The 20438-nt window shown below is 67.9% G+C and carries 20 protein-coding genes and 1 pseudogene; 16 read left to right on the top strand and 5 right to left on the bottom strand.

Going from position 1 to position 20438, the window contains the following annotated elements; all coding sequences use genetic code 11:
• Nucleotides 1-3 precede the first annotated feature (3 nt).
• Genes gspF through TVD_RS01640 form a run of 10 tightly spaced genes read left to right on the top strand, consistent with a single transcriptional unit; the run spans nucleotide 4 to nucleotide 7490 of the window.
• Entirely contained in the window at nucleotides 4-1233 is a 1230-nt protein-coding gene (gspF, locus tag TVD_RS01685) for a type II secretion system inner membrane protein GspF (protein ID WP_047250648.1), read from the top strand.
• 2 nt (nucleotides 1234-1235) lie between these two features.
• Nucleotides 1236-1706 (top strand): type II secretion system major pseudopilin GspG, encoded by a 471-nt coding sequence (gene gspG / locus TVD_RS01680; RefSeq protein WP_047250647.1) that lies wholly within the window; start codon nucleotides 1236-1238, stop codon nucleotides 1704-1706.
• A gap of 8 nt (nucleotides 1707-1714) precedes the next feature.
• On the top strand, nucleotides 1715-2287 hold the full coding sequence (locus TVD_RS01675) for a pilus assembly FimT family protein (protein ID WP_047250646.1): 573 nt from the start codon (nucleotides 1715-1717) through the stop codon (nucleotides 2285-2287).
• Between the two features lie 2 nt (nucleotides 2288-2289).
• Complete coding sequence (gene gspI / locus TVD_RS01670; protein ID WP_047250645.1) at nucleotides 2290-2682, top strand: type II secretion system minor pseudopilin GspI; 393 nt, start codon at nucleotides 2290-2292, stop codon at nucleotides 2680-2682.
• Complete coding sequence (gspJ, locus tag TVD_RS01665; RefSeq protein WP_082119056.1) at nucleotides 2669-3355, top strand: type II secretion system minor pseudopilin GspJ; 687 nt, start codon at nucleotides 2669-2671, stop codon at nucleotides 3353-3355. Before gspI ends, gspJ begins: the two co-directional genes overlap by 14 nt.
• Complete coding sequence (locus tag TVD_RS01660) at nucleotides 3352-4152, top strand: type II secretion system minor pseudopilin (RefSeq protein ID WP_047250644.1); 801 nt, start codon at nucleotides 3352-3354, stop codon at nucleotides 4150-4152. Before gspJ ends, TVD_RS01660 begins: the two co-directional genes overlap by 4 nt.
• A 48-nt stretch (nucleotides 4153-4200) precedes the next feature.
• Nucleotides 4201-5499: a type II secretion system protein GspL gene (gene gspL / locus TVD_RS01655; protein ID WP_047250643.1), complete on the top strand. Its 1299-nt coding sequence runs from the start codon at nucleotides 4201-4203 to the stop codon at nucleotides 5497-5499.
• On the top strand, nucleotides 5496-5990 hold the full coding sequence (gene gspM, locus TVD_RS01650) for a type II secretion system protein GspM (RefSeq protein ID WP_047250642.1): 495 nt from the start codon (nucleotides 5496-5498) through the stop codon (nucleotides 5988-5990). The genes gspL and gspM overlap by 4 nt, the downstream gene beginning before the upstream one ends.
• A 1-nt stretch (nucleotide 5991) precedes the next feature.
• A complete protein-coding gene (gene gspN, locus TVD_RS01645) occupies nucleotides 5992-6810 on the top strand; it encodes a type II secretion system protein N (RefSeq protein WP_047250641.1) in 819 nt (272 codons plus the stop codon).
• Nucleotides 6807-7490, top strand: coding sequence for an outer membrane protein assembly factor BamD (locus TVD_RS01640; RefSeq protein ID WP_156167484.1), 684 nt, complete (start codon nucleotides 6807-6809; stop codon nucleotides 7488-7490). The genes gspN and TVD_RS01640 overlap by 4 nt, the downstream gene beginning before the upstream one ends.
• 186 nt (nucleotides 7491-7676) lie before the next feature.
• Here the strand turns inward: TVD_RS01640 and TVD_RS15025 are convergent.
• From TVD_RS15025 to TVD_RS01620, 5 genes and pseudogenes are all read right to left on the bottom strand, one after another.
• Nucleotides 7677-7876: pseudogene (locus TVD_RS15025) on the bottom strand (DUF4382 domain-containing protein); the annotation flags it as partial.
• 143 nt (nucleotides 7877-8019) lie between these two features.
• Complete coding sequence (locus TVD_RS01635) at nucleotides 8020-8739, bottom strand: 2OG-Fe(II) oxygenase (RefSeq protein WP_019627507.1); 720 nt, start codon at nucleotides 8737-8739, stop codon at nucleotides 8020-8022.
• 156 nt (nucleotides 8740-8895) lie between these two features.
• Nucleotides 8896-9654, bottom strand: a complete 759-nt coding sequence (locus TVD_RS01630) for a competence/damage-inducible protein A (RefSeq protein WP_047250639.1) — start codon at nucleotides 9652-9654, stop codon at nucleotides 8896-8898.
• A 22-nt stretch (nucleotides 9655-9676) separates the two neighbouring features.
• A complete protein-coding gene (hemH, locus tag TVD_RS01625; protein WP_018144579.1) occupies nucleotides 9677-10771 on the bottom strand; it encodes a ferrochelatase in 1095 nt (364 codons plus the stop codon).
• 114 nt (nucleotides 10772-10885) lie between these two features.
• Nucleotides 10886-11467, bottom strand: a complete 582-nt coding sequence (locus TVD_RS01620) for an HNH endonuclease (RefSeq protein ID WP_018168316.1) — start codon at nucleotides 11465-11467, stop codon at nucleotides 10886-10888.
• A gap of 334 nt (nucleotides 11468-11801) precedes the next feature.
• Here TVD_RS01620 and TVD_RS01615 point away from each other — a divergent pair, with 334 nt between their 5' ends.
• From TVD_RS01615 to argS, 6 genes are all read left to right on the top strand, one after another.
• Nucleotides 11802-12935: an NAD(P) transhydrogenase subunit alpha gene (locus tag TVD_RS01615; protein WP_038037866.1), complete on the top strand. Its 1134-nt coding sequence runs from the start codon at nucleotides 11802-11804 to the stop codon at nucleotides 12933-12935.
• On the top strand, nucleotides 12932-13243 hold the full coding sequence (locus TVD_RS01610; protein ID WP_017942675.1) for an NAD(P) transhydrogenase subunit alpha part 2: 312 nt from the start codon (nucleotides 12932-12934) through the stop codon (nucleotides 13241-13243). Before TVD_RS01615 ends, TVD_RS01610 begins: the two co-directional genes overlap by 4 nt.
• Nucleotides 13240-14628 (top strand): NAD(P)(+) transhydrogenase (Re/Si-specific) subunit beta, encoded by a 1389-nt coding sequence (locus TVD_RS01605; protein WP_018938248.1) that lies wholly within the window; start codon nucleotides 13240-13242, stop codon nucleotides 14626-14628. Before TVD_RS01610 ends, TVD_RS01605 begins: the two co-directional genes overlap by 4 nt.
• A gap of 171 nt (nucleotides 14629-14799) precedes the next feature.
• Complete coding sequence (locus TVD_RS01600) at nucleotides 14800-16020, top strand: ISL3 family transposase (RefSeq protein ID WP_047250638.1); 1221 nt, start codon at nucleotides 14800-14802, stop codon at nucleotides 16018-16020.
• A gap of 336 nt (nucleotides 16021-16356) precedes the next feature.
• A complete protein-coding gene (locus TVD_RS01595; protein WP_047250637.1) occupies nucleotides 16357-18573 on the top strand; it encodes a primosomal protein N' in 2217 nt (738 codons plus the stop codon).
• A gap of 99 nt (nucleotides 18574-18672) precedes the next feature.
• Nucleotides 18673-20436 (top strand): arginine--tRNA ligase, encoded by a 1764-nt coding sequence (argS, locus tag TVD_RS01590; RefSeq protein ID WP_047250636.1) that lies wholly within the window; start codon nucleotides 18673-18675, stop codon nucleotides 20434-20436.
• The last annotated feature ends 2 nt before the right edge of the window (nucleotides 20437-20438 follow it).

Here is a 20438-nt window from a genome sequence, read left to right as displayed (position 1 = left end):
GCCATGCCGGCCTTCGAATACCAGGCGCTGGACGCAGCCGGCCGAACCCGCAAGGGCGTAACCGAGGGGGATACTGCCCGCAGCGTCCGGTCCCAGCTGCGCAGCGAAGGCCTGACCCCACTGGATCTGCTCGAGATCGGCGAATCCTCGGCCGCCACCCGGGGTACCCGGACCCACTCGGGACGCGGCGGGGCCGGCAGCATCGGTGCCCTCGATCTCGCGCTTGCGACACGCCAGATGGCCACCCTTGCGCGCGCCGGCTTGCCGGTGGAGGAATGGCTGGCGACCGTCGCACGCCAGTCCGAAAAGCAGAAGGTGCGCAACATCCTGAGTGCCGTGCGCACCCGGGTCATGGAGGGGCACTCGCTGGCCCAGGCGCTGGGCGCGTTCCCGCGCGCGTTCCCCGAGATCTACCGCAGCACCGTCTCGGCCGGCGAGGCCTCCGGGCATCTGCACCTGGTACTGGAGCGCCTGGCCGAATACCTCGAGAATCGTCACGCGTTGCGGCAAAAGGTCATGCTCGCCCTGATCTACCCGGTCATCTTGACCCTGGTGGCCCTGGGCGTGACCGTGGGCCTGGTTGTCTATGTCGTGCCCGAAGTGGTCCAGGTCTTCGAGGGCCTGGACCAGCAGCTGCCGACACTGACCCGCATGCTGATCAGCACCAGTGATCTGTTGCGAACCTATGGCCTGTACGCGCTGATCGCCCTGGGCGTGCTCGTGGCACTGCTGGCCCACTGGCTGCGCAAACCCGGGCCGCGCATGCGCTTCGACCGGCTGGTCCTGCGCCTCCCGCTCGTGGGGCGCCTGGTCCGGGGGCTCAACACGGCCCGGTTTGCGCGCACCCTCAGCATCCTGTCCGCCAGCGGGGTGTCGCTCCTGGATGCGCTGCGCACCGGCGCCGAGGTCATCGACAACCGCCCCATGCGCGCCGCGGTGGAGGATGCCTCGCTGCGAATCCGCGAGGGCCGCAGCATCGGTCAGGCCTTGGAAGAGACGGGATACTTCCCGCCGATCACCGTACACTTGATCCGTAGCGGCGAGTCCAGCGGGCGGCTCACCGAGATGCTGGAACGGGCCGCCGAGACCCAGGAACAGGAGGTCGAATCCCGCATCAGTATCAGCATGGGGCTGTTCGAACCCTTGCTGATCCTGACCATGGGCGGCATCGTCCTGGTCATCGTCCTCGCCATCCTGCTCCCGATCTTCGAACTCAACCAGCTGGTGAATTGAACATGCAAGAACCGCGCTCTGCCTGCCTTGCGCGTACCGGATTCCGCGGTACCCGGGGCTTCACCCTGATCGAGATCATGGTGGTGGTGGTCATCCTCGGCATCCTTGCGGCCATCGTGGTCCCTCGCGTGATGGATCGCCCGGACGACGCCCGGATCACCAAGGTCAAGCAGGATATCCGCACCCTGGAAAGCGCCCTGAATCTCTACCGGCTGGATAATTTCCGGTACCCGACCACCGACCAGGGACTGGATGCCCTGGTGGAACGCCCGCGCAGCGGCCCGGAAGCCCCCCAGTACCGCCAGGGCGGCTACATGGACCGCCTGCCAAGCGACCCCTGGGGCAACCCGTACCAGTACCTGCACCCCGGGCGACATGGCGACTTTGACGTCTTCAGCTATGGCGCCAACGGCCGCCGCGGTGGCGAGGGCATCGAGGGCGAGATCGGCAACTGGAACATGGACGAGTTCTGAGGACGCCAATGGCGACCCGCCGCGCATGCCCCACCGGCTTCACCCTGCTCGAACTGCTGGTCGTGATGTTCATCATCGGCGTGGTGGCCAGCATCGGCGTACTGTCCATGAGCCAGCTGGGCAGCCGAAGCCTCGAACAGACCGCTCGCCAGCTGGCGGGCCAGATCGAACTCGCCCGGGAACACACCCTGTTGACCGGCCAGGCGCTGTCCATCGGCATTGGCACGGAGGGGCTGGTCATCCTGGAGCGCCAGTGGATCGACGATGCCCAGGTCACCTGGACACCGATCGAGCGGGGGCCGCTGGGCCCGCGGGACTTCCGGCAACACGGGCTGCAGCCACGGCTTTACGTGGACGGGCGGCGCAGCAGCCTCCGCGAAGGGCCGGAACATAACCGCATCGCCATCAGCAGCAGCGGCGACATCGAACCCTTTGAACTGGTGCTGGAACACCCCGACGGGCAAAGCGGTCTCGTGCTCCGGGCCGAACGGGGTCAACCCATCCAGGCCTTCGAACACCCGCCACCGGTACGCGGCGAGCCCCGCCACTTGCTGATGGCCCGTCCGGCACAGCCCAACTAGCCATGCTGGCACGCGGCGCCCGGCGCGGATTCACGCTACTCGAGGTCCTGATTGCCCTGGTGGTGCTCGGCGTCGCCCTCGGGGCCCTCATCAAGGCGGGCAGCGAACACGCGCGCAATACCGCCTACCTGCAGGAACGCACGCTGGCCGGATGGGTGGCCAGCAACCTGCTCGCCGACTACGAGGCCGGGTTGCGGCGCGTCGATGTCGGCACCCAGCGCATCCAGTCCACACTCGCGGACCGCGAATGGGAGGCCCGCATCGAGATCACCGATACGGTCATCGACGCCCCAATCGAGCTGCCGGCGGTGCGCCGCATCGAGGTCCGAGTGTGGCCGCTGGATGGCCACCCCGACCATCCCCTCGCCCAGGCGACCAGCTATGCGTTGCCCTGACGTGCCAGCACGGCGGTCATGCGCATCGAGCGCCGCGCGCGGTTTTACCCTGCTGGAGTTGCTCGTGGCCGTGGCCGTGTTCGCCACCGTTGGCGTGCTGGCCATCGGCGGACTGCGTGCCGTGCTGATGGCGGACCATGCCACGCAGGCCCAGAGCCAGCGCCTGGCGGAGCTTCAGGTCACACTGGCTGTGCTGGAACGCGACCTGCGCCACAGCATCGAGCTGCACCCCCGCGACGGCTACGGCGACCGCCTCCCCGCCCTGCGCTACAGCCCGGTCACGGACCCGCGGCAACTGGAGCTGGTACGGGCGGGAAGCGGGGAACACGGCCGTCTGGCGCGGGTCGCCTGGAGAGTCAGTGAACGGGGGCTGGAACGGGTTACCTGGCCGGTGTTGGACGGTGCCCTGCCGGAATCCGAGCAGGTGCGCCTGTTTCTGGGCCGGGATGCACACGCCGGGCGAGCGTCCACGGCGAACGGCCAGATGGCGCGGGACACGGGCGATGAACTGGAGATCCGCTTCGACTTTGTCGATGGCGACACCCTGGAGGTCACGGACAGCTGGCCGCCGCTGGATGGCGGCGACCGCCGACCGGCGCAGGTGATCGTCCGCCTGGTCGTTCCGGGACTCGGACCCGTCGAGCGCCGCATTGCCCTGCCGGGGGCCCAGTGAAGGACAGGAATTCAGGTGCCGCGCTGATCACGGCCCTGCTGGTGGTCGCGATCGCCAGCGTGACGGCGGTCACCATGACCATGCGCGACAGTCAGCAGGTGTTCCGCGCGGCCACCATCCAGGACCAGGATCGGGCGCGGCACCTGACCCAGGGGGCCGAAACCGTCGCCCTGCACATGCTGGAAAGGCTGCCAAACTACGACGACCTGCCGTGGGACGGCTGCGCGTCTCCGACATTGCCTCTGGAGTTAGAGGGTGTCGGCGTGCGCGCCCGCCTGGAGAACCTTCACTGCCGCTTCAACCTCAATAGCGTCGGGCGCGCCGATGACCCACCCCTTGAGGCCTTCGCCGGCCTGATCGAGCACGCCCTCGCGGCAACCGAGGGTCAGTCGGGTAACGCCCAACGCCTGGCGGTCGCCGTACATGACTGGATGAACCCGGAAACGGACGACCCGGTATACCGCGGCCTGGAACCGCCCCGACTCAGCGGCAACCGCCCGATGCGCCTCGCGTCGGAGTTGCTTCAGGTACACGGGTTCGATCCGGACCTCTGGCAGGCACTGGCGCCCTGGGTCGTGGCCCGGCCGGGCACGGACAACGCCATCGACATGGAACGCGCCCCGGACCCCGTCACCACCGCGGCGCTGGGTCAGGCGACCGAACAGAGCCGCGACATTCGCTATTTCCGTCTACAACTGGTTGTCCGCATCGCCGGACGGGATTATTTTCACTGCGCGATCCTCGATGGCCCCAACGGGCGTACCATTATTCGCGAACACGCCCCCTGCGAACCCTGAACAAGAAAGCCGGATGCCTGCAGACGCCTTTCACTCACCGGACCCCGCATGAACTGGTTCCTCTTCCAGCTGCCAGAGCCCGAGATGCTGGGCGCGGACACGCCGCTTCGGCTGCGCTGGCTGCGGCTGCGCAGGAACGGCGCGCTCGCGGATCAGGGCGAGGCGGCACCGGACGAGCTGCGCGCCCTGCTCGCCGCGGACGACCATGCGGTTGCGCTGCTCCCCGGGGAACGCGCGCCTCTCCATCGGGTGTTCGTGCCCGGGAAGTCGGGCCGCGTCCGTCGCCGCGCGCTTCCGTTCGCGCTGGAAGACCGCCTCAGCGAGGATCTGGAACAGCTCCGGATTGTTGCCGGCCCTCGCCACGGTACCGAGACCCTGGCCGGCGTGGTCGCGCATCGGGATCTGGACCGCTGGCAAGACTGGCTTCGCGAGCATGGAATCCACGTGTCGCACATGATCCCGGACCTTGCGCTCCTGCGAAGCCTGGACCCGGGCGATCAGGTCTTCCTGTTCTCGGGAACGCACCGCAGCATCGTGCTTTCGCCCGAGGCCGAACCCCTCGCGATGCCCCGCGAAGTTGCCAGCTGGTGGTTGCAACAACGCTCCGCCGCCACCACGGCCTCCGATGACACCAGCGCCGACGAAACGCAGTCTCCCCAGGCTGCGGTTCATGTGGTGGATCCGGCCGCCGAACCCGACCCACGCGCACCCCTCCAGCCCCCACCCGAATGGTCCGGCGACGTCCTCGAGCTCCTGCTGGCCGGGGTGCAATCGGGGAGCCTGCCGCCATCCGATCTACAGCGCGCCGTACGGACTGCACTAGCCTTCGACTTCGCATCCTCCGCCGAAAGCCCGACCTCACTCGGCGCCCTTCCCGCACCATGGCGCGCACCGGCGGCACTGGCGCTCGTGCTGGTGGCAGTCTGGCTTGGGTCCGTGTGGCTGGAGGCCTGGCAACTCGAGCGAGAATACCGGGCGACCGAACGGGACATCGCGGCCCTGTTCGAGGAAACCCTGCCGCAGGCCCGCATGGTCGACCCCGTGGGTCAGTTCGAAAGCCTGCTGGGGCAGGCCGCGCCAGGCGCGTCGACCCCGACCGTACACAACCCCCTCGGCGAAGCCCTTGCCAGCATCATGGAGGGCCTCGCCCCGCGCGACCTCACCCTGCAGCGTCTGCGGGGCGACCCGGATCGCCTCGAGCTCGAACTGGAGGGCAGCGGAATCGCGGAACTGGAACAGTTGCGCGAGGCCCTGCGCGAGGCCATGTCCGCGCGTGTGCGGATCGTCTCGGCCGAAACCGGTGAGCAGGGTGTCCGGGCGCGCATGACCATCGAGCAGCAACCATGAAGGCCTACTGGGACGACTTGCGGACCCGCGAGCAACGGATCCTGCTGGCAGGTGGCTTGGTCCTGCTGATCGCGGCGGTGTTTCTGGGCGTCGTCGAGCCCCTGCTGGAAAGCCGCGAACAGTCCCGCGACCGACTCGCCGAGGCGCGCGCGGAGCTGGCCTGGATGCAGGCCAACGCCCCCGAGGTCGCGGCCGCCCGCAGCCGCGAACCGACACAGGACAATCAACGACCGCACCTTGAAGGCCGCTCGCTGATCGCCCACGTGGATGCCTCCGCGCGGGCCTTCGGTCTCGGCGAGTACCTGGCACGCGCGCGCCCTGGCGATACCGGCGTGACCCTGCACCTCGAGGGGGCGCCCTACAGCGACCTGATGCGCTGGCTCGGCGAACTGGAACAAGAAGACGGCGTCGTGCCCGGACGCATCTTGCTGGAACGCGTCGTCGCACCGGGGCACATCAATGCCGAACTCTTTCTGACCCGCGAGTCGTAGCGTGACCGTCGCCCCCGACAACCGCGTCGATGAACGCCACCGGGATCGCCCTGCATGGTTCTCGCTGGGGGCGCTTTTTGTTCTCGTCCTGCTGCTTGCGCTGGTCGTACGCGCACCCGCTTCCGTCGCGCTGGCGGGTGCCGAGCGGTGGGCCGGTTTGCCGGACACAATCACCTGGGAACGGGTGCACGGTTCGCTCTGGCAGGGTAGCGTCGAGGGGGTTCAATCACCGGTGGGGCCGCTGGGCCAGCTGCGCTGGGATGTGCGCCCCGGCGAGCTTCTGCGCGGGGGGCTGGGCGCCGACATCCTCTGGACCCCACCCGGCGGCGGCGAACTCCGGGGAGCGCTCCGGCTTGGCCTCGACAGCGTGCAACTCTCCGGGCTCGAAGGGGCTCTGCCCGCGGCTGCCTTGCATCAGTGGGACACGGGCATCCCCCTGGTTCTGGACGGCCGGCTGCAGACCAGCGGACTGCACCTCCGGATCCATCGGGACGGAACGGTGGAACAGGCCGCGGGGCGGGTCAACTGGCAGGAAGCGGCCGCGGGACTCCCCCGTCCCTTGCCCCTGGGCGAGCAACGCGCCACCCTGCGCGAAGAGGACCAGCGCTTGGGGATCGACCTGGATGCCGCCCCGGATGCCGAACTGGGAATCACCGGCACGATTCGCCTGGACCTGCGTACGGATCCCCCGGGCATGGATGCGCGGGTTGTGCTGGACCCGCGCGCCCACGCGGATGCCGCCATTCAGCGTTTGCTCGAAAACAATCTTCGCCGTGACGATCAGGGACGGTATCTATGGACCGCAGGATCAGCCCCGTGAAATCCGAACAAAACCCGATAACCCCCCGCCGGTTCCGGCCTGCCGCGCTAACCGCCAGCGCGCTGTTCGGCCTGATTCTGGCGGGGTGCGCCACCACCCCGCCAACCGGGTCCGAACCCCCGCCAGAGGATGTCCGCTATGCCCTGGAACGCGGAGACTGCCGTGCGGCTTACAGTGCGCTGGACACTGCCGACGCACCCGCCTCGGTCGACGTCCGCCTGTCGGTCGCCCGGGTATGCCTGCAGCGCGGGGAATTCGCGCGCACCCGCAACCTCACCGATACCATCCGCCAGGAGAACCCGGATCATCCGGATATCGACTACGCCGCGTATCTCGGTGCCCTCGCGCATCTGGGAACATGGAACCGGGCCGCGTCCGCGCCGCCGAAGCAGCGTAGCGAACAGGGCCGCCAGGTCTTCCTCCAGCTTGCCGCCTTCCTCAACGACTACCCCATGTCGGAGTACGCGGAGTCGATTGCCCCACGCCTGGCCCGTATGCGCGAGAACCTGGCCAGCATCGAACTGGAGATCGCCGACCGATCCGCCGCGGCCGGGCACGCAGACGAGGCCCGCGCACGAATCGAGTACGTGCGCGACTATTACCCGGGTACCACGGCCGCCCAAACCGCCGCCGAGAGACTGAAGGCTCGCCACGCCGACGAAGACGATACCGGGAACTAACCGACCAAGGCACCCAGCAACATTCGATCTCCACAAACGACAAGGGGCGCCGGGTTTTCACGGCGCCCCTTGTCGTTTGGCTGGCACAGGGAAGTGCCCCAATCGGACGGCCGACACTAGACTGTCCGGGGGATTCAATTCCGTCGTCTCGCCGGCCTTGAAGGTCAGGGCCACCGTGCACCCGGCTGCCAAGACTTCTGCGTCCCCGAACGGGGGGGCGGAGTCTTTGCCTTGCAACGCGAGAAAATCGATCTCGCGAACGAATCGCCTGCACCGAGATCGATGCGAATGCGTTCGCCGTCGGAAGGCTATAGCTCGATATGGACAAAGCGGGCCACCACCCGGCTGGCCGAATCGACCGGGGCATCCGTCACGGCAAGGCTCATCGGTCCGGTCCCACCGCCGCTGCTCCCGCCAAAACAAGCGACCCGACCCGCGTCGCGAATGGGCGGGGTCGCCTTGCGATTTCGGCGAGAACTCGGCAGGCGTCGGTCCGCCGCGCAGGTGCCCCCTCAGGCAACCAGGACCGTCAGAAGCGGTCGAGGCTGGCGAGGGGGCCCGACAGATCGCGGATGCGCATCCAGGAGGCGATGCTGGCGCGCCAGCGGCGGGTAGGCAGGACGGCATGGGGTACGGTCTGACTGAGGAACATCACCAGCGTCCCCGCGCGTGGCTGGATGCGGCGGATCTCGCGCCCTTCGCTGTCGTAGATTGCGAGCTGGCCGCCGTCGCGTTCGCGCCAGTGACGGTTCAGGTAGAACACCAGCGACAGGCGGCGGCAGTTGCCGGCCTGGAAGGCGTCCACGTGCCGGGCGTAGTGCGTGCCAGGCGGATAGAGGGCGAAGTGGGACTCGGTCTCGAACAAACCCGGAATCAGCGCCCGGCTCGCCTGCAAACGAATCTCGTCGAGGCGCGCCATGAACGCCTGCTGCGCGGGACTCGCGCCATCCAGCCAGTGAATCCAGTCGCCGCGGGTCGCCCGGTCCCGATGGCGCTCGCCGGCGCGGCCGATCCGCGCCTGCGCCAGTTGCGCCGCATCACGCAGCGCATAGACCTCCTCTCGCAGGGCGTCGACGATCTCCGGCGGCTGGAAATCGGGCCAGACGAGCAGATGCTCGCGCGCCAGCGCATCCAGCCAGCCGTCGGGCGCGCAAAATTCGGAGGAGGAGTCGGCCACGACCGGCGCCAGGGTCGGCGCGGCGGTCTCGGCGGCTTCCAGCCATTCGGGGCCAAGGGCAGGCAGGTTCACGTACTCGGGTCTTCCATTCGGGCCGCGATCGCGGCGCGCAGGCGGGCGCCTGTCAGGCAGACGCCCAGATCAGCGTCTTCCCCACAGGATATATACCGGGAACGCCGGGGTGCGCAAGGGCTTTATAGCACCGTTGCCCTGCCAGGAGGCTGCAGACTAGTACGCCAGAAAACCGCCGGCGATCAGGTGCTGGCGCAAGGCGGCCTGGGCCTCGGTGACGCGGGCGCGGGGGCCGCGCAGGCCCAGCTCGACCTGCGGCGCCTGGCGGTCCATGCGCGGGAGACAGGAGATGCGCAGGTCGGGGAACGCGGCCTCCATGGCCTCGAGCACTGGGACCAGGCGGCTCTCGGTGACATTCTCCAGGCGCAGGACCTCTTCCACGGCGCCCGCCGCCGCATCGCGGTCGGGGAAGCGCTGCTCCAGGACCCAGCGGGCCATGGGCTCGGCCATGGCCGGGAAACCGGGTACGCAGTGATGCTGCGCACAGCTAAAGCCGGGGATGCCGTTGACCGGGTTCGGGATCAGGCTGGCCCCCTCGGGGAGCTCGGCCATGCGTACGCGGTGGGGCCAGGCGTCGGCACCGAAGCGCTCCTCGAGGATGGCCATGAACTCGGGATGAGGCGCCAGCGGCTGGGCCAGTGCCTCGGCCAGGCAGGCGCGGGTGCGATCATCCGGGGTCGCGCCGATGCCGCCGAAGCTGAACACCTCGGCGCCGCTGGCCAGGGTCTCGCGGAAGGTCTGCGTCAGCAGGCAGGCGTTATCACCGACGATACGGATCCACGCAAGTTCCAGCCCCCTTTCCGCCAGCGCCGCGGTCAGGTGCGCCTGATGCCGATCGCGGCGTTTCCCGCTCAGGAGCTCGTCGCCGATGATCACGGCGCCGATCTCGATCGTGTGCGATCCCTGGCCGTCCATCGTGGGTCGATCCATCGCCGATCTACTGCTTGGCACCCATGGCCAGCGCGCGCTCGCGCGCAGCCGCACGCGCCTCGGGGGCGTTGTCCGGATCGTCGAGCCACGGCGCCAGGTGCTGCTGTAGCAGCCCGGCCAGGAAGTCGAGATGATCGGCGCGGTCGTTCAGCGCCGGGATGTAGTGGAAGCGCTCGCCGCCGGCCTCGGTGAAGATCTCGCGGTTTTCGTCGCCGATCTCCTCGATGGTCTCCAGGCAATCCGCCGAGAAACCGGGGCAGATCACGTCCACCGAGCGCACGCCCTGCCCCGGCAAGGCCTCCAGGGTCTTGTCGGTGTAGGGCTGCAGCCATTCCTCGCGACCGAAGCGCGACTGGAAGGTGACCTGCCACTGGTCGTCGTTCAGCCCCAGCGCCTGCGCCAGCTTGTGCCCGGTGGCGTGGCACAGGCAGTGGTAGGGGTCGCCCTGCAGCAGGTAGCGTTTGGGGATGCCGTGGAAGGACATCATCAGGCGATCGGCCTGACCATGCGCCTGCCAGTGCTCGCGCACGCTGTTGGCCAGGGCCTCGATGTAGCCGGGCTGGGCGTCATAGGCGGCGATGAACTGCAGATCGGGCACCCAGCGCCAGCCCTTGAGCACGTCGGCCACGGCATCGAAGGTGGAGCCATTGGTGCTGGCCGAGTACTGCGGGTACAGCGGCAATACGACCACACGACGCACGCCCTGGCGGCGCAATTCGTCCAGGCCGGATTCAATGGACGGGTTGCCGTAGCGCATGCCCAGGGCGACCGGGACATCCTCGCCGACCTGCGCGGCCAGGCGCTCGCGCACACCGGCGGCCTGGCGTTTCGAGATCGCCAGCAGCGGCGAGCCCTCGTCGGTCCACACGGTTGCGTATTTCGCCGCCGAGCGCTTGGGCCGAATGTTCAGGATCACGCCGTTCAGAATCAGCCACCAGATGGGTCGCGGGACCTCGACCACGCGCGGGTCCCAGAGGAACTCCTTCAGGTAACGCCGCAAGGCGGGCGCGGTGGGTTCGTCCGGCGTCCCCAGGTTGGTCAGCAAAACGCCGACGCCGCGCGCCTGGCCATGGCGATAATCCGCTTCTCCGAAATACTTCATGGGGCTCCTTGCAGGCATGGGGGACGGTGACTCCCTGTCGGAGTCACGGAGCGTCGCTTTGGTTCACACGCCAAGGATACCCGCGGGCACGAGTGGGCGCGCGCCCGGGACGGATCAGACGCTACGACCCCGCAACGGGCTGGTACGCGGGAAGTGCGCCTGCAGGAACTCCATCTGGTCGGCCAGCACGCGCTTGCCCTTGAGGAAGATGTATTCCGCGTGGGTGGGCGTGAACGGGATGGCGAGCAACTGCATCCCGGCCTCTTCCGGCGTGAACCCCGCCTTGTGGTTGTTGCAGCGCTTGCAGGCGGTGACCACGTTGGTCCAGGTGTCTTCACCGTCCTGGCTGATCGGGGTCACGTGGTCGCGGGACAAATCGCGTTCGGGGAACGCGTGACCGCAGTAGAGGCAAAGGTGGGCATCGCGGCGGAACAGGGTGGTGTTATTGAGCGGGGGGATGTAGTCGTTGAAGCGGGACTTGCGGGTGCCGTGAGTGGCGATGATCGAGTTGACCTCGACCCGCGACTGCAACCCGGTGCGCGCGTTGATGCCGCCGCGCATGCGATATAGCGGGCTGCCACAGGTGTAGGCCACCTGCTCGGTGTAATAGAGGCGCACGGCCTGCTCCAGGCCGATCCACTCCAGCGGCATGCCCGCGGCATCCGTGCGCAGGACCTGATGCTCATTCGGCAACATGACCCCGTCCCGTCTCAAGGAAACACGGATTTGCTCACGCGGCGTACGGGTGAACAAATCCATGCCGCCTTCGATACCCGAAAAACAATAAACAGCCTTCAGGAACAAAGCAATTACAACGCCATGACCCGCGGTATCGTAAGCTCGCCCAACCTGACGGGCCCGGCAACGAGGGTGGACACGGTTTAAGCACGAGGCCGGATCCGCTACACTCGCGGGTCGTTTTTTGTGCGGCACGCCCGAATCACGCGTGCCGCATCCGATTTCACCACCCGCGAGCGCGGCTGATCGTCCCATAGGGAATACGGGAACGCTTGGCCCGGGGAGAGAGCGCATGGCAATCAAATTATCCGTTCCCAGGGAATCCGCCAGTGGCGAGCGCCGCGTGGCCCTGGATCCGTCGGTAGCGGCCAAGTTCAGCGATATGGGCATCACGGTGCAGCTGGAAAAGGGTGCCGGTTCCGAGGCCCATTTTCCGGATGCGGCCTACGAGAAGGCCTCCGTGGTCGACACCGAGACCGCCTACGGCCAGTCGGATCTGATGGTCCGCGTGGCACCGCCGACAGTCGAGGAGATCAACCAGCTGCCGGAAGGCTCGACCGTGGTCAGCCTGTTCCACGCTCACCGCAACCCGGATGTGGTCAAGGCGATGCAGGAGCGCAAGATCCTGAGCTTCGCGATGGAGCTGATCCCGCGCATCTCGCGCGCCCAGAGCATGGACGTGCTGTCCTCGCAGGCGGCCGTGGTCGGCTACAAGGGCGCGATCATGGGCTCCGATCTGTCCTGCCGCTTCTTCCCGATGCTGACCACCGCGGCCGGCACCATCCGCCCGGCCAAGGTCATCGTGATCGGCGCCGGCGTGGCCGGGCTGCAGGCGATTGCCACGGCCAAGCGCCTGGGCGCGATGGTCGAGGCCTATGACGTGCGCTCCGCCACCAAGGAGCAGGTCGAGTCGCTGGGCGCGAAGTTCCTCGATCTAGGCGTCTCCGCCGAGGGCGAGGGCGGCTACGCCCGCGAACTGACCGCGGAAGAGAAAAAGCAGCAGCAGGATGCCCTGGGCGAGTACATCGCCAAGGCCGACGTGCTGATCACCACCGCCGCGATCCCGGGACGCGATGCACCCAAGCTGATCCCCAAGATCATGGTCGAGGGCATGAAGCCGGGTGCGGTCATCATCGACCTGGCGGCCGAAGGTGGCGGCAACTGCGAGCTGAGCAAGCCCGGCGAGACCCACGACCACAAGGGCGTGATCATCCATGCCCCGTTGAACGTGCCCTCGCAGGTCCCGCTGCATGCCTCCGAGATGTATGCCAAGAACCTGCTGAATTTCCTCACGCCGATGATCGCCGAAGGCGGCGAATTCCAGCCCGACTGGGATGACGAGGTCATCGCCAAGAGCGTGCTGACCCGCGATGGCGAGATCGTGCACGAGGCCACCCGCGAGGCCCTGAAGGGAGCTCAATCATGATCATCGAAGGCTTTATCGCGCTGTACATCTTCATGCTCGCGGCCTTCACCGGCTACGAGATCATCTCCAAGGTCCCGGTCATCCTGCATACCCCGCTGATGTCCGGTTCCAATTTCGTCCACGGCATCGTGCTGGTCGGGACCATGGTCGCACTCGGCCACGCCACGACCCCGCTGGAACAGGCCATCGGCTTTGTCGCCGTGATCCTGGCCGCGGGCAACGCCGTGGGTGGCTATGTCGTCACCGAACGCATGCTGGAGATGTTCAAGACCAGCAAGAAGGACGACAAGAAGGGAGATAACGCATGAGTCTGATTATCAACCTCGCCTACTTTGCGGCGGCGGTCCTGTTCATCGTCGGCCTCAAGCAGATGTCTTCGCCGACCACCGCGCGGCCGGGCATCATGTGGGCCGGCGTGGGGATGGTGCTCGCCACGCTCGTGACCTTCGTGCATCCGGAGGTCTCCGGGGGCGTGAACTACACCCTGATCGTCCTGGGTATCGTCATCGGTGGCGGTCTCGCCTGGTGGAGCGGCAAGAAGGTCGCCATGACCGACATGCCGCAGATGATCGCGCTGTACAACGGCATGGGCGGCGGCGCCGCGGCCGGCATCGGCGCGATCTACCTGCTGCAGGCCACCCCGGAAAGCGTCACCAATACCGGCCTCGCGATCGCCACCACCGGCTCGCTGATCGGTGCGGTGGCCTTCTCTGGCTCGCTGGTGGCCTACGCCAAGCTGCAGGGCCTGATGAAAAAGACCTTCCACTTCCCGGGCCAGCAGGTGGTGAACATCGCCATCTTTGCTATCACCGTGATCCTCGGCTTCATGCTGGCGACCGGCGGCGGCGAGATCGGCTCGGCCACACTGCTGCTGTTCTTCGTCCTGTCGCTCGCCTTCGGCATCCTGATGACCCTGCCGATCGGCGGCGCCGACATGCCGGTGGTCATCTCGCTGTACAACGCCCTCACCGGCCTGGCAGTCGGCCTCAAGGGCATCGTGCTCGACAACCCGGCCCTGATGATCGCCGGTATCGTCGTCGGCGCGGCCGGTACGCTGCTCACGCAGCTGATGGCCAAGGCGATGAACCGCCCGATCAAGAACATCCTGTTCAGCCAGTTCGGTGGCAGCAGCGGGGGTGCCGAGGAAGCGATCGAGGGCACCATGAAGGAGATCCAGGCCAACGACGCCGGGATCATGATGGCCTTTGCCGAGAAGGTGATCATCGTGCCGGGCTACGGCATGGCCGTGGCACAGGCACAGCACAAGATCTGGGAATTCACCCAGCTGCTGCAGAAGCGCGGCGTGGACGTGAAGTTCGCGATCCACCCGGTCGCGGGCCGCATGCCCGGGCACATGAACGTGCTGCTGGCCGAGGCCGGCGTGCCCTACGACATCATCTTCGACCTCGACGAGATCAACGAGGAGTTCAAGACCGCGGATGTCGCCATGGTCATCGGCGCGAACGACGTCGTGAACCCGGTGGCCCGGACCAATCCGGACTCGCCGATCTACGGCATGCCGATCCTCAACGCGGACCAGGCGCACAACGTCATCTGCGTGAAGCGCGGCAAGGGCTCCGGTTTCTCGGGCATCGAGAACCACCTGTTCTATGCCGACAACAACCAGATGTTGTACGGCGACGGCCAGAAGGTGGCCGCCGAGCTGGTGGCATCGGTCAAGGCCCTCGGCTAGTCGACCCGCCCCACTCGCGGGGCCCGGACACCGGGCCCCGTAACCGAAACCCGGCCACCGTTTTGCGGTGCCGGGTTTTTTTTTGGTTCATCGAAGGATACCGGGGAGGTGTTCGACCGCTGAAGGGCATCGTAGTCTCGCGTGGAGCCAGGAAGGACACGGGAGGGAGCGATGCTGGACAAGAAGACGTTGCAGAAGCTGGGCGGCTGGGAAGGCTATCGGCTGGAGCGTGCGGTTTGGCCGGAGGAGGCCGGCGGCACGCTGGAGTTGCACCTGAAGCCGACGCGGCAGTGGATGCACTGCGAACGCTGCGGTCATCGGACCCGGCAGGTGCACGAGACGACGCTGCGGCGGGTCCGGGATCTTCCCCTGTTCGAGTACCGGGTGGTGCTGGTGGTGCCGCGTCGCCGCGTGTGGTGCGAGCACTGCGGCGGTCCCCAGTTGGAGCGGCTGAGCTGGCTGGGGCGCTATCAGCGGCTGACCAACCGGTTGGCGGATGCCTGCAGTCAGTTGTTGCGTTCGGCCAGTATCCAGGCCGTGGCCGTGTTCTATGGCCTGGGCTGGCACACGGTGAAGACGGTGGACCGGCATCGACTGGCGGCTGCGCTGCCGGAGCCGGACTGGGCGTCGATCCGCTATCTGGCGATGGACGAGTTCGCCCTGCACAAGGGGCACCGCTACGCGACCGTGGTGATCGAGCCGATCCGGCGCCAGGTGTTGTGGGTCGGTGAAGGCCGCTCGCGCGAGACCGCGCGGGCCTTCTTCGAGCAGCTCCCCGAAGGCGTGCGCGAGCGCATCGAGGCGGTGGCGATCGACATGACCACGGCCTTTGAGCTCGAGATCCGGGCGCAGTGCCCGCGCGCCGAGATCGTCTATGACCTGTTCCATGTGGTCGCCAAGTACGGCCGCGAGGTGATCGACCGGGTGCGTGTCGACGAGGCGAAGCGCCTGGGCGACGACCGACAGGCTCGACGAGTGATCAAGTCCAGCCGCTGGCTGCTGTTGCGCAACCGGGCATCGTTGAACGCCGGCCAGGCGGTGCACCTGGACGAGCTGCTGCAGGCCAACCAAGCGTTACTGACGGTCTACCTCTTACGCGACGAACTCAAGAGACTGTGGTTCCAGCGCAGCCCCGAGCGGACGCACCAGGCGTGGCGGCAATGGGTGCAGCAAGCGCACGAGAGTGGAATCCAGGCCCTGCAGCGCTTCGCACGCCTGCTGGAGCCCTACCTGCCCGGCATCGTCTCGCGCTGCCGCCACCGGCTGAACACCAGCGTCGTCGAGGGCATTAACAACACGATCAAGGTCATCAAGCGTCGGGCCTATGGCTATCGCGACCAGGAATACTTCTTCCTCAAAATCCGCGCAGCCTTCCCCGGTAATGCTCGATGAACCTTTTTTTTGTTGCTCACCCACCGGGCCAGGATTGAAACCCGAAATCTGTACGTTTCCTGTACAAACTACCCACAAGGGCCGGGGTCAAACCCCGGTTAGCACACACAGCGCGCACTCGGTTTCACATAGCGATCATAACTCGCTGTTTTCCCTATATTAAATGGATATGGTCGATTTTTGCCCAATCCAAGTAGCCCTTAGCAGTAACAAGCATTTAGGGATGTTCATACCGATTCACCCACAGAGTTATCCACAGCTTTTGTGGATAACCCCCCCTCCCGAAGTGCGGCGGCCACTCCCCCTCCTCGGGGTCCGACACAGTAGACTGTGCGCATGCCTGCCGCGCCCCGAATCGCCTGCATCGCGCTGGATCGCCCTCTGGACCGGCTGTTCGACTACAGCATCCCCGAGGACCTGACGCTTGCACCCGGCCAGCGGGTGCGCGTGCCCTTCGGGCGCGGGTCGACCATCGGGGTCGTGGTCGAGCTGGCATCCACCAGCGAGGTTGCACCCGGCCGCCTGCGTGCGATCCAGGAAGCACCCGAGGCAGAACCGATCCTGGGGCCCCGCCTGCTGGAGTTGCTGCAGTTCGGAGCCCGGTACTACCACCACCCCCTGGGCGAAGCCCTGCTGGGGGCACTTCCCCCGGCCCTGCGCCATGGCGACCCGCTCCCCGCCCTGACCCCGGAGACCCTGTGGCGGATGACACCCGCGGGCAGCCAGGCGCTGGCCGACGGTGACGCCCGCGGGCGACGCCAGCAGGCCGTCCTCCGCGCGCTGGCCCACCCGGGTTCCACACCGCATGACTCACCGGCCCTGGATCGCGCCACCCTGGCCGCCGCCACCGGGCTGCAACTCGCCCCGCGCGAACTGCGCGCGTTTGCGGAACGCGGCTGGCTGGAGGCGATCACGCCCGACCCGAAACAGCCACCGCCCCCGAACACCAGCGACCACACCCTGACCGCCGAACAACGCGCCGCCGTCGACGCCCTGACCCCGGATACCGGCGTACCCCTCCTGCTGGAGGGTGTCACCGGCAGCGGCAAGACCGAGGTCTACCTGCAAATGGCCGAACGCGTGCTGGCACGCGGGCGCCAGGTCCTGTTCCTGATCCCCGAGATCGCCCTGACGCCACAGCTGAGCGCGCGCATCCAGCAGCGCTTCCCCGGGCAGGTCGCCCTCCTCCACTCCGGGCTGTCCGAGGGCGAGCGCCTGCGCGCCTGGGAGTCGGCCCGTCAGGGGCAGCGACGCATCGTCGTCGGCACCCGTTCGGCGCTGTTCACGCCCCTGCCCGATCTCGGCCTGATCATCGTTGACGAGGAGCACGACAGCGCCTTCAAGCAGCAGGACGGCTTTCGCTACAACGCCCGCGACCTGGCCATCAAGCGCGGCCAGCTGGAACAGGCCGCGGTGGTCCTGGGCTCGGCCACGCCGACCCTGGAGACCCTGCATGCGGCGACCACTGGCCGCTACGCCCATGCCCGACTGGCGACGCGCCCGGACGGCTCTCAACCGCCCGCCGTCGAGGCCATCGACACGCGTGTGCACACCCCGGACGAGGGCCTCACCGCCCCGCTTCTGGATGCCATGCAACAGACCCTCGCCGCCGGCCACCAGTGCTTCCTGTTACTGAACCGGCGCGGCTTCGCCCGCGTGCTGGCCTGCGACGCCTGCGGCTGGGTCGCCGAATGCCCGGACTGCGATGCGCGCCTGACCATCCACGCGCACAACCCGCGTGCCGTCTGCCACCTCTGCGGTCACCAGGAACCGCGCCCCCAGCGCTGCCCGCAATGCGGCGAGGCCCTGGCCCAGCGCGGTCTCGGCACCCAGCGCCTGGAACAGGCCCTGGCCCGCCACTACCCGACCACTCCGCTGATCCGCCTGGACCGCGACAGCATCCGCCACAAGGGGGCGCTCGAGGAGGCGCTGGACCGTATCCGCCAGCTGGATGCCGCCATCGTCGTCGGGACCCAGATGCTGGCCAAGGGCCACGACTTCCCGCAGGTCGGACTGGTCGGCGTGATTGACGTCGACCAGGGCCTGTTCAGCGTCGACCTGCGCGCGACCGAAACCACCCTGCAGCTGATCGTGCAGGCCGCCGGGCGCGCCGGACGCGGTTCCGGCGGCGGCCGCGTCCTGCTGCAGACTGGCCACCCGGACCATCCCCTGATCCGCGGCCTGAACGCCGCGAACTACCCGGCAATGGTCGCGCCCCTGCTGGAGGAGCGCGCTGCCGCCGAGATGCCGCCCCACGGCCACCTGGCCCTGGTCCGCGTCGAGGCGGGCGATGCCGAGACCACCCGCCGCCACGCCGAGCGCGTCGCCACCCACCTGCGCAACGCGGCTGCCGAAGGCCTGCGCGTGCTCGGCCCGGCCCCCGCACCGCGCCACCGCGTCAATCGCCGCTTCCGCGAACAGATCCTGCTGCAGTCCACCCAGCGCGGCCCACTCCATCGGGCCCTGACCCGCGCCCGCCACGCCTGGCAGACCGACGACCTTCCGCGCGGCACCCGCATCGCCATCGACATCGACCCGGTCTCGCTGGCGTAAACCGCCGCCCGGTTCCCTTCGAGCGCCCCGTCCGGGGCGGCACGACCAGCGCTTCCGGGTTAGAATGCGGCCCTTTTTACCCGACGGATCGAGCTTCCCTTGAAAGACACCCTGACCGAGGCCCTGGCGGCCGCACTGGAGACCCTGGTGGCCGAAGGCCGCGTACCCGCCGACCACGGTGTCGAGGTACAGGTCACGCGTGCGCGCGACCGCGAACACGGCGACTTCGCTGCCAACCTGGCGATGCAGCTCGCGCGCCCGGCGAAATCCAAGCCGCGCGATCTGGCCGAGGCCCTGTGCGCCGCCATGCCCGAGGTGCCCGGCCTCGCCGGCACCGAGATCGCCGGCCCCGGTTTCATCAACTTCCGCCTGGCCGCGGATGCCCGCACGCTGGTGCTGGGCCGCGTCGCGACCCAAGGTGACGACTTCGGCCGCTCCAGCGTAGGCGGCGGACGCCCGGTGCAGGTGGAATTCGTCTCCGCCAATCCCACCGGGCCGCTGCATGTCGGCCATGGCCGCGGCGCGGCCTTTGGCGCCACAGTAGCCGACCTGCTGGATTTCTGCGGCTTCGATGTCACCCGCGAGTACTACGTGAACGACGCCGGGCGGCAGATGAACATCCTCGCTGCCAGTGTGTGGCTACGCTACCTGGAGCAGCACGGTGTCCAGGTGCCGTTCCCGGCCAATGGCTACAAGGGCGACTACATCCACCCGGTCGCCGAGACCCTGACCGCGCAGATCGGCGAACAGGGCGTGCACCCGGCCGAGGCCGTCACCCGCGACCTTCCGGCGGACGAACCGGACGGCGGCGACAAGGAAACCTTCATCGACGCGGTGATCGCCCGCGCCCGCGAGCTCCTGGGCGAGACGCTCTACCGCAAGGTGTTCGACTGCGGCCTGAACGCAATCCTCGACGACATCCGCGATGACCTGCGCGCATTCGGCGTGGAGTACCAGTGCTGGTTCTCCGAACGCAGCCTGGCCGACTCCGGCGCGATCGACGCCGCGGTGGAGGATCTTCAGGCGCGCGGGGCGCTATACGAGCAGGACGGGGCCCTGTGGTTCCGCTCCACCGACTACGGCGACGACAAGGACCGTGTGGTGCGCCGCGAGAACGGCGACTACACCTACTTCGCCTCCGACATCGCCTACCACCGCGAGAAATTCCAGCGCGGCTTCGAGCGTGTCATCAACATCTGGGGCGCCGACCACCACGGCTACGTCCCGCGCGTGCGCGCCGCCCTGCAGGCCCTGGGCCTGGACCCCGGCCGCCTCGACGTGCTGCTGGTGCAGTTCGCGATCCTCTACCGCGGTGGCGAGCGCCTGCCCATGTCCACCCGCGCCGGACAGTTCGTCACCCTGCGCGAACTGCGCGACGAGGTCGGCTCGGATGCCGCGCGCTTCTTCTACGTGCAGCGCCGCTGCGACCAGCACCTGGACTTCGACCTCGACCTCGCCAAGTCGCAGTCCAACGACAACCCGATGTACTACATCCAGTACGCGCACGCGCGCATCGCCAGCGTGCTGCGCACCGCTGCCGAGCGCGGGCATGCCCCGGCCGCCGCCGACGCCGCAGGCCTCAGCACGCGCCTGACCGAACCGCAGGAGGATGACCTGCTGGACCGCCTGGACCGTTTCCCGGAGGTGATCGCGGCGGCCGCCGAGGCCTGCGAACCGCATCAGATCGCCCAGTACCTGCGCGAGCTGGCCGCCGGCTTCCACGCCTACTACAACGCGGTACCCTTCCTCAACGCGGACGACCCCGACGTGATCGGTGCGCGTCTCGCGCTGCTGACCGGCGCCAGGCAGGTGCTGCACAACGGCCTGCGCCTGCTGGGCGTGACCGCCCCGGAACGGATGTAGAC

The organism is Thioalkalivibrio versutus (genome assembly GCF_001020955.1).
Lineage (GTDB): Bacteria > Pseudomonadota > Gammaproteobacteria > Ectothiorhodospirales > Ectothiorhodospiraceae > Thioalkalivibrio > Thioalkalivibrio versutus.
This window is presented reverse-complemented; position numbering and strand designations above follow the sequence as displayed.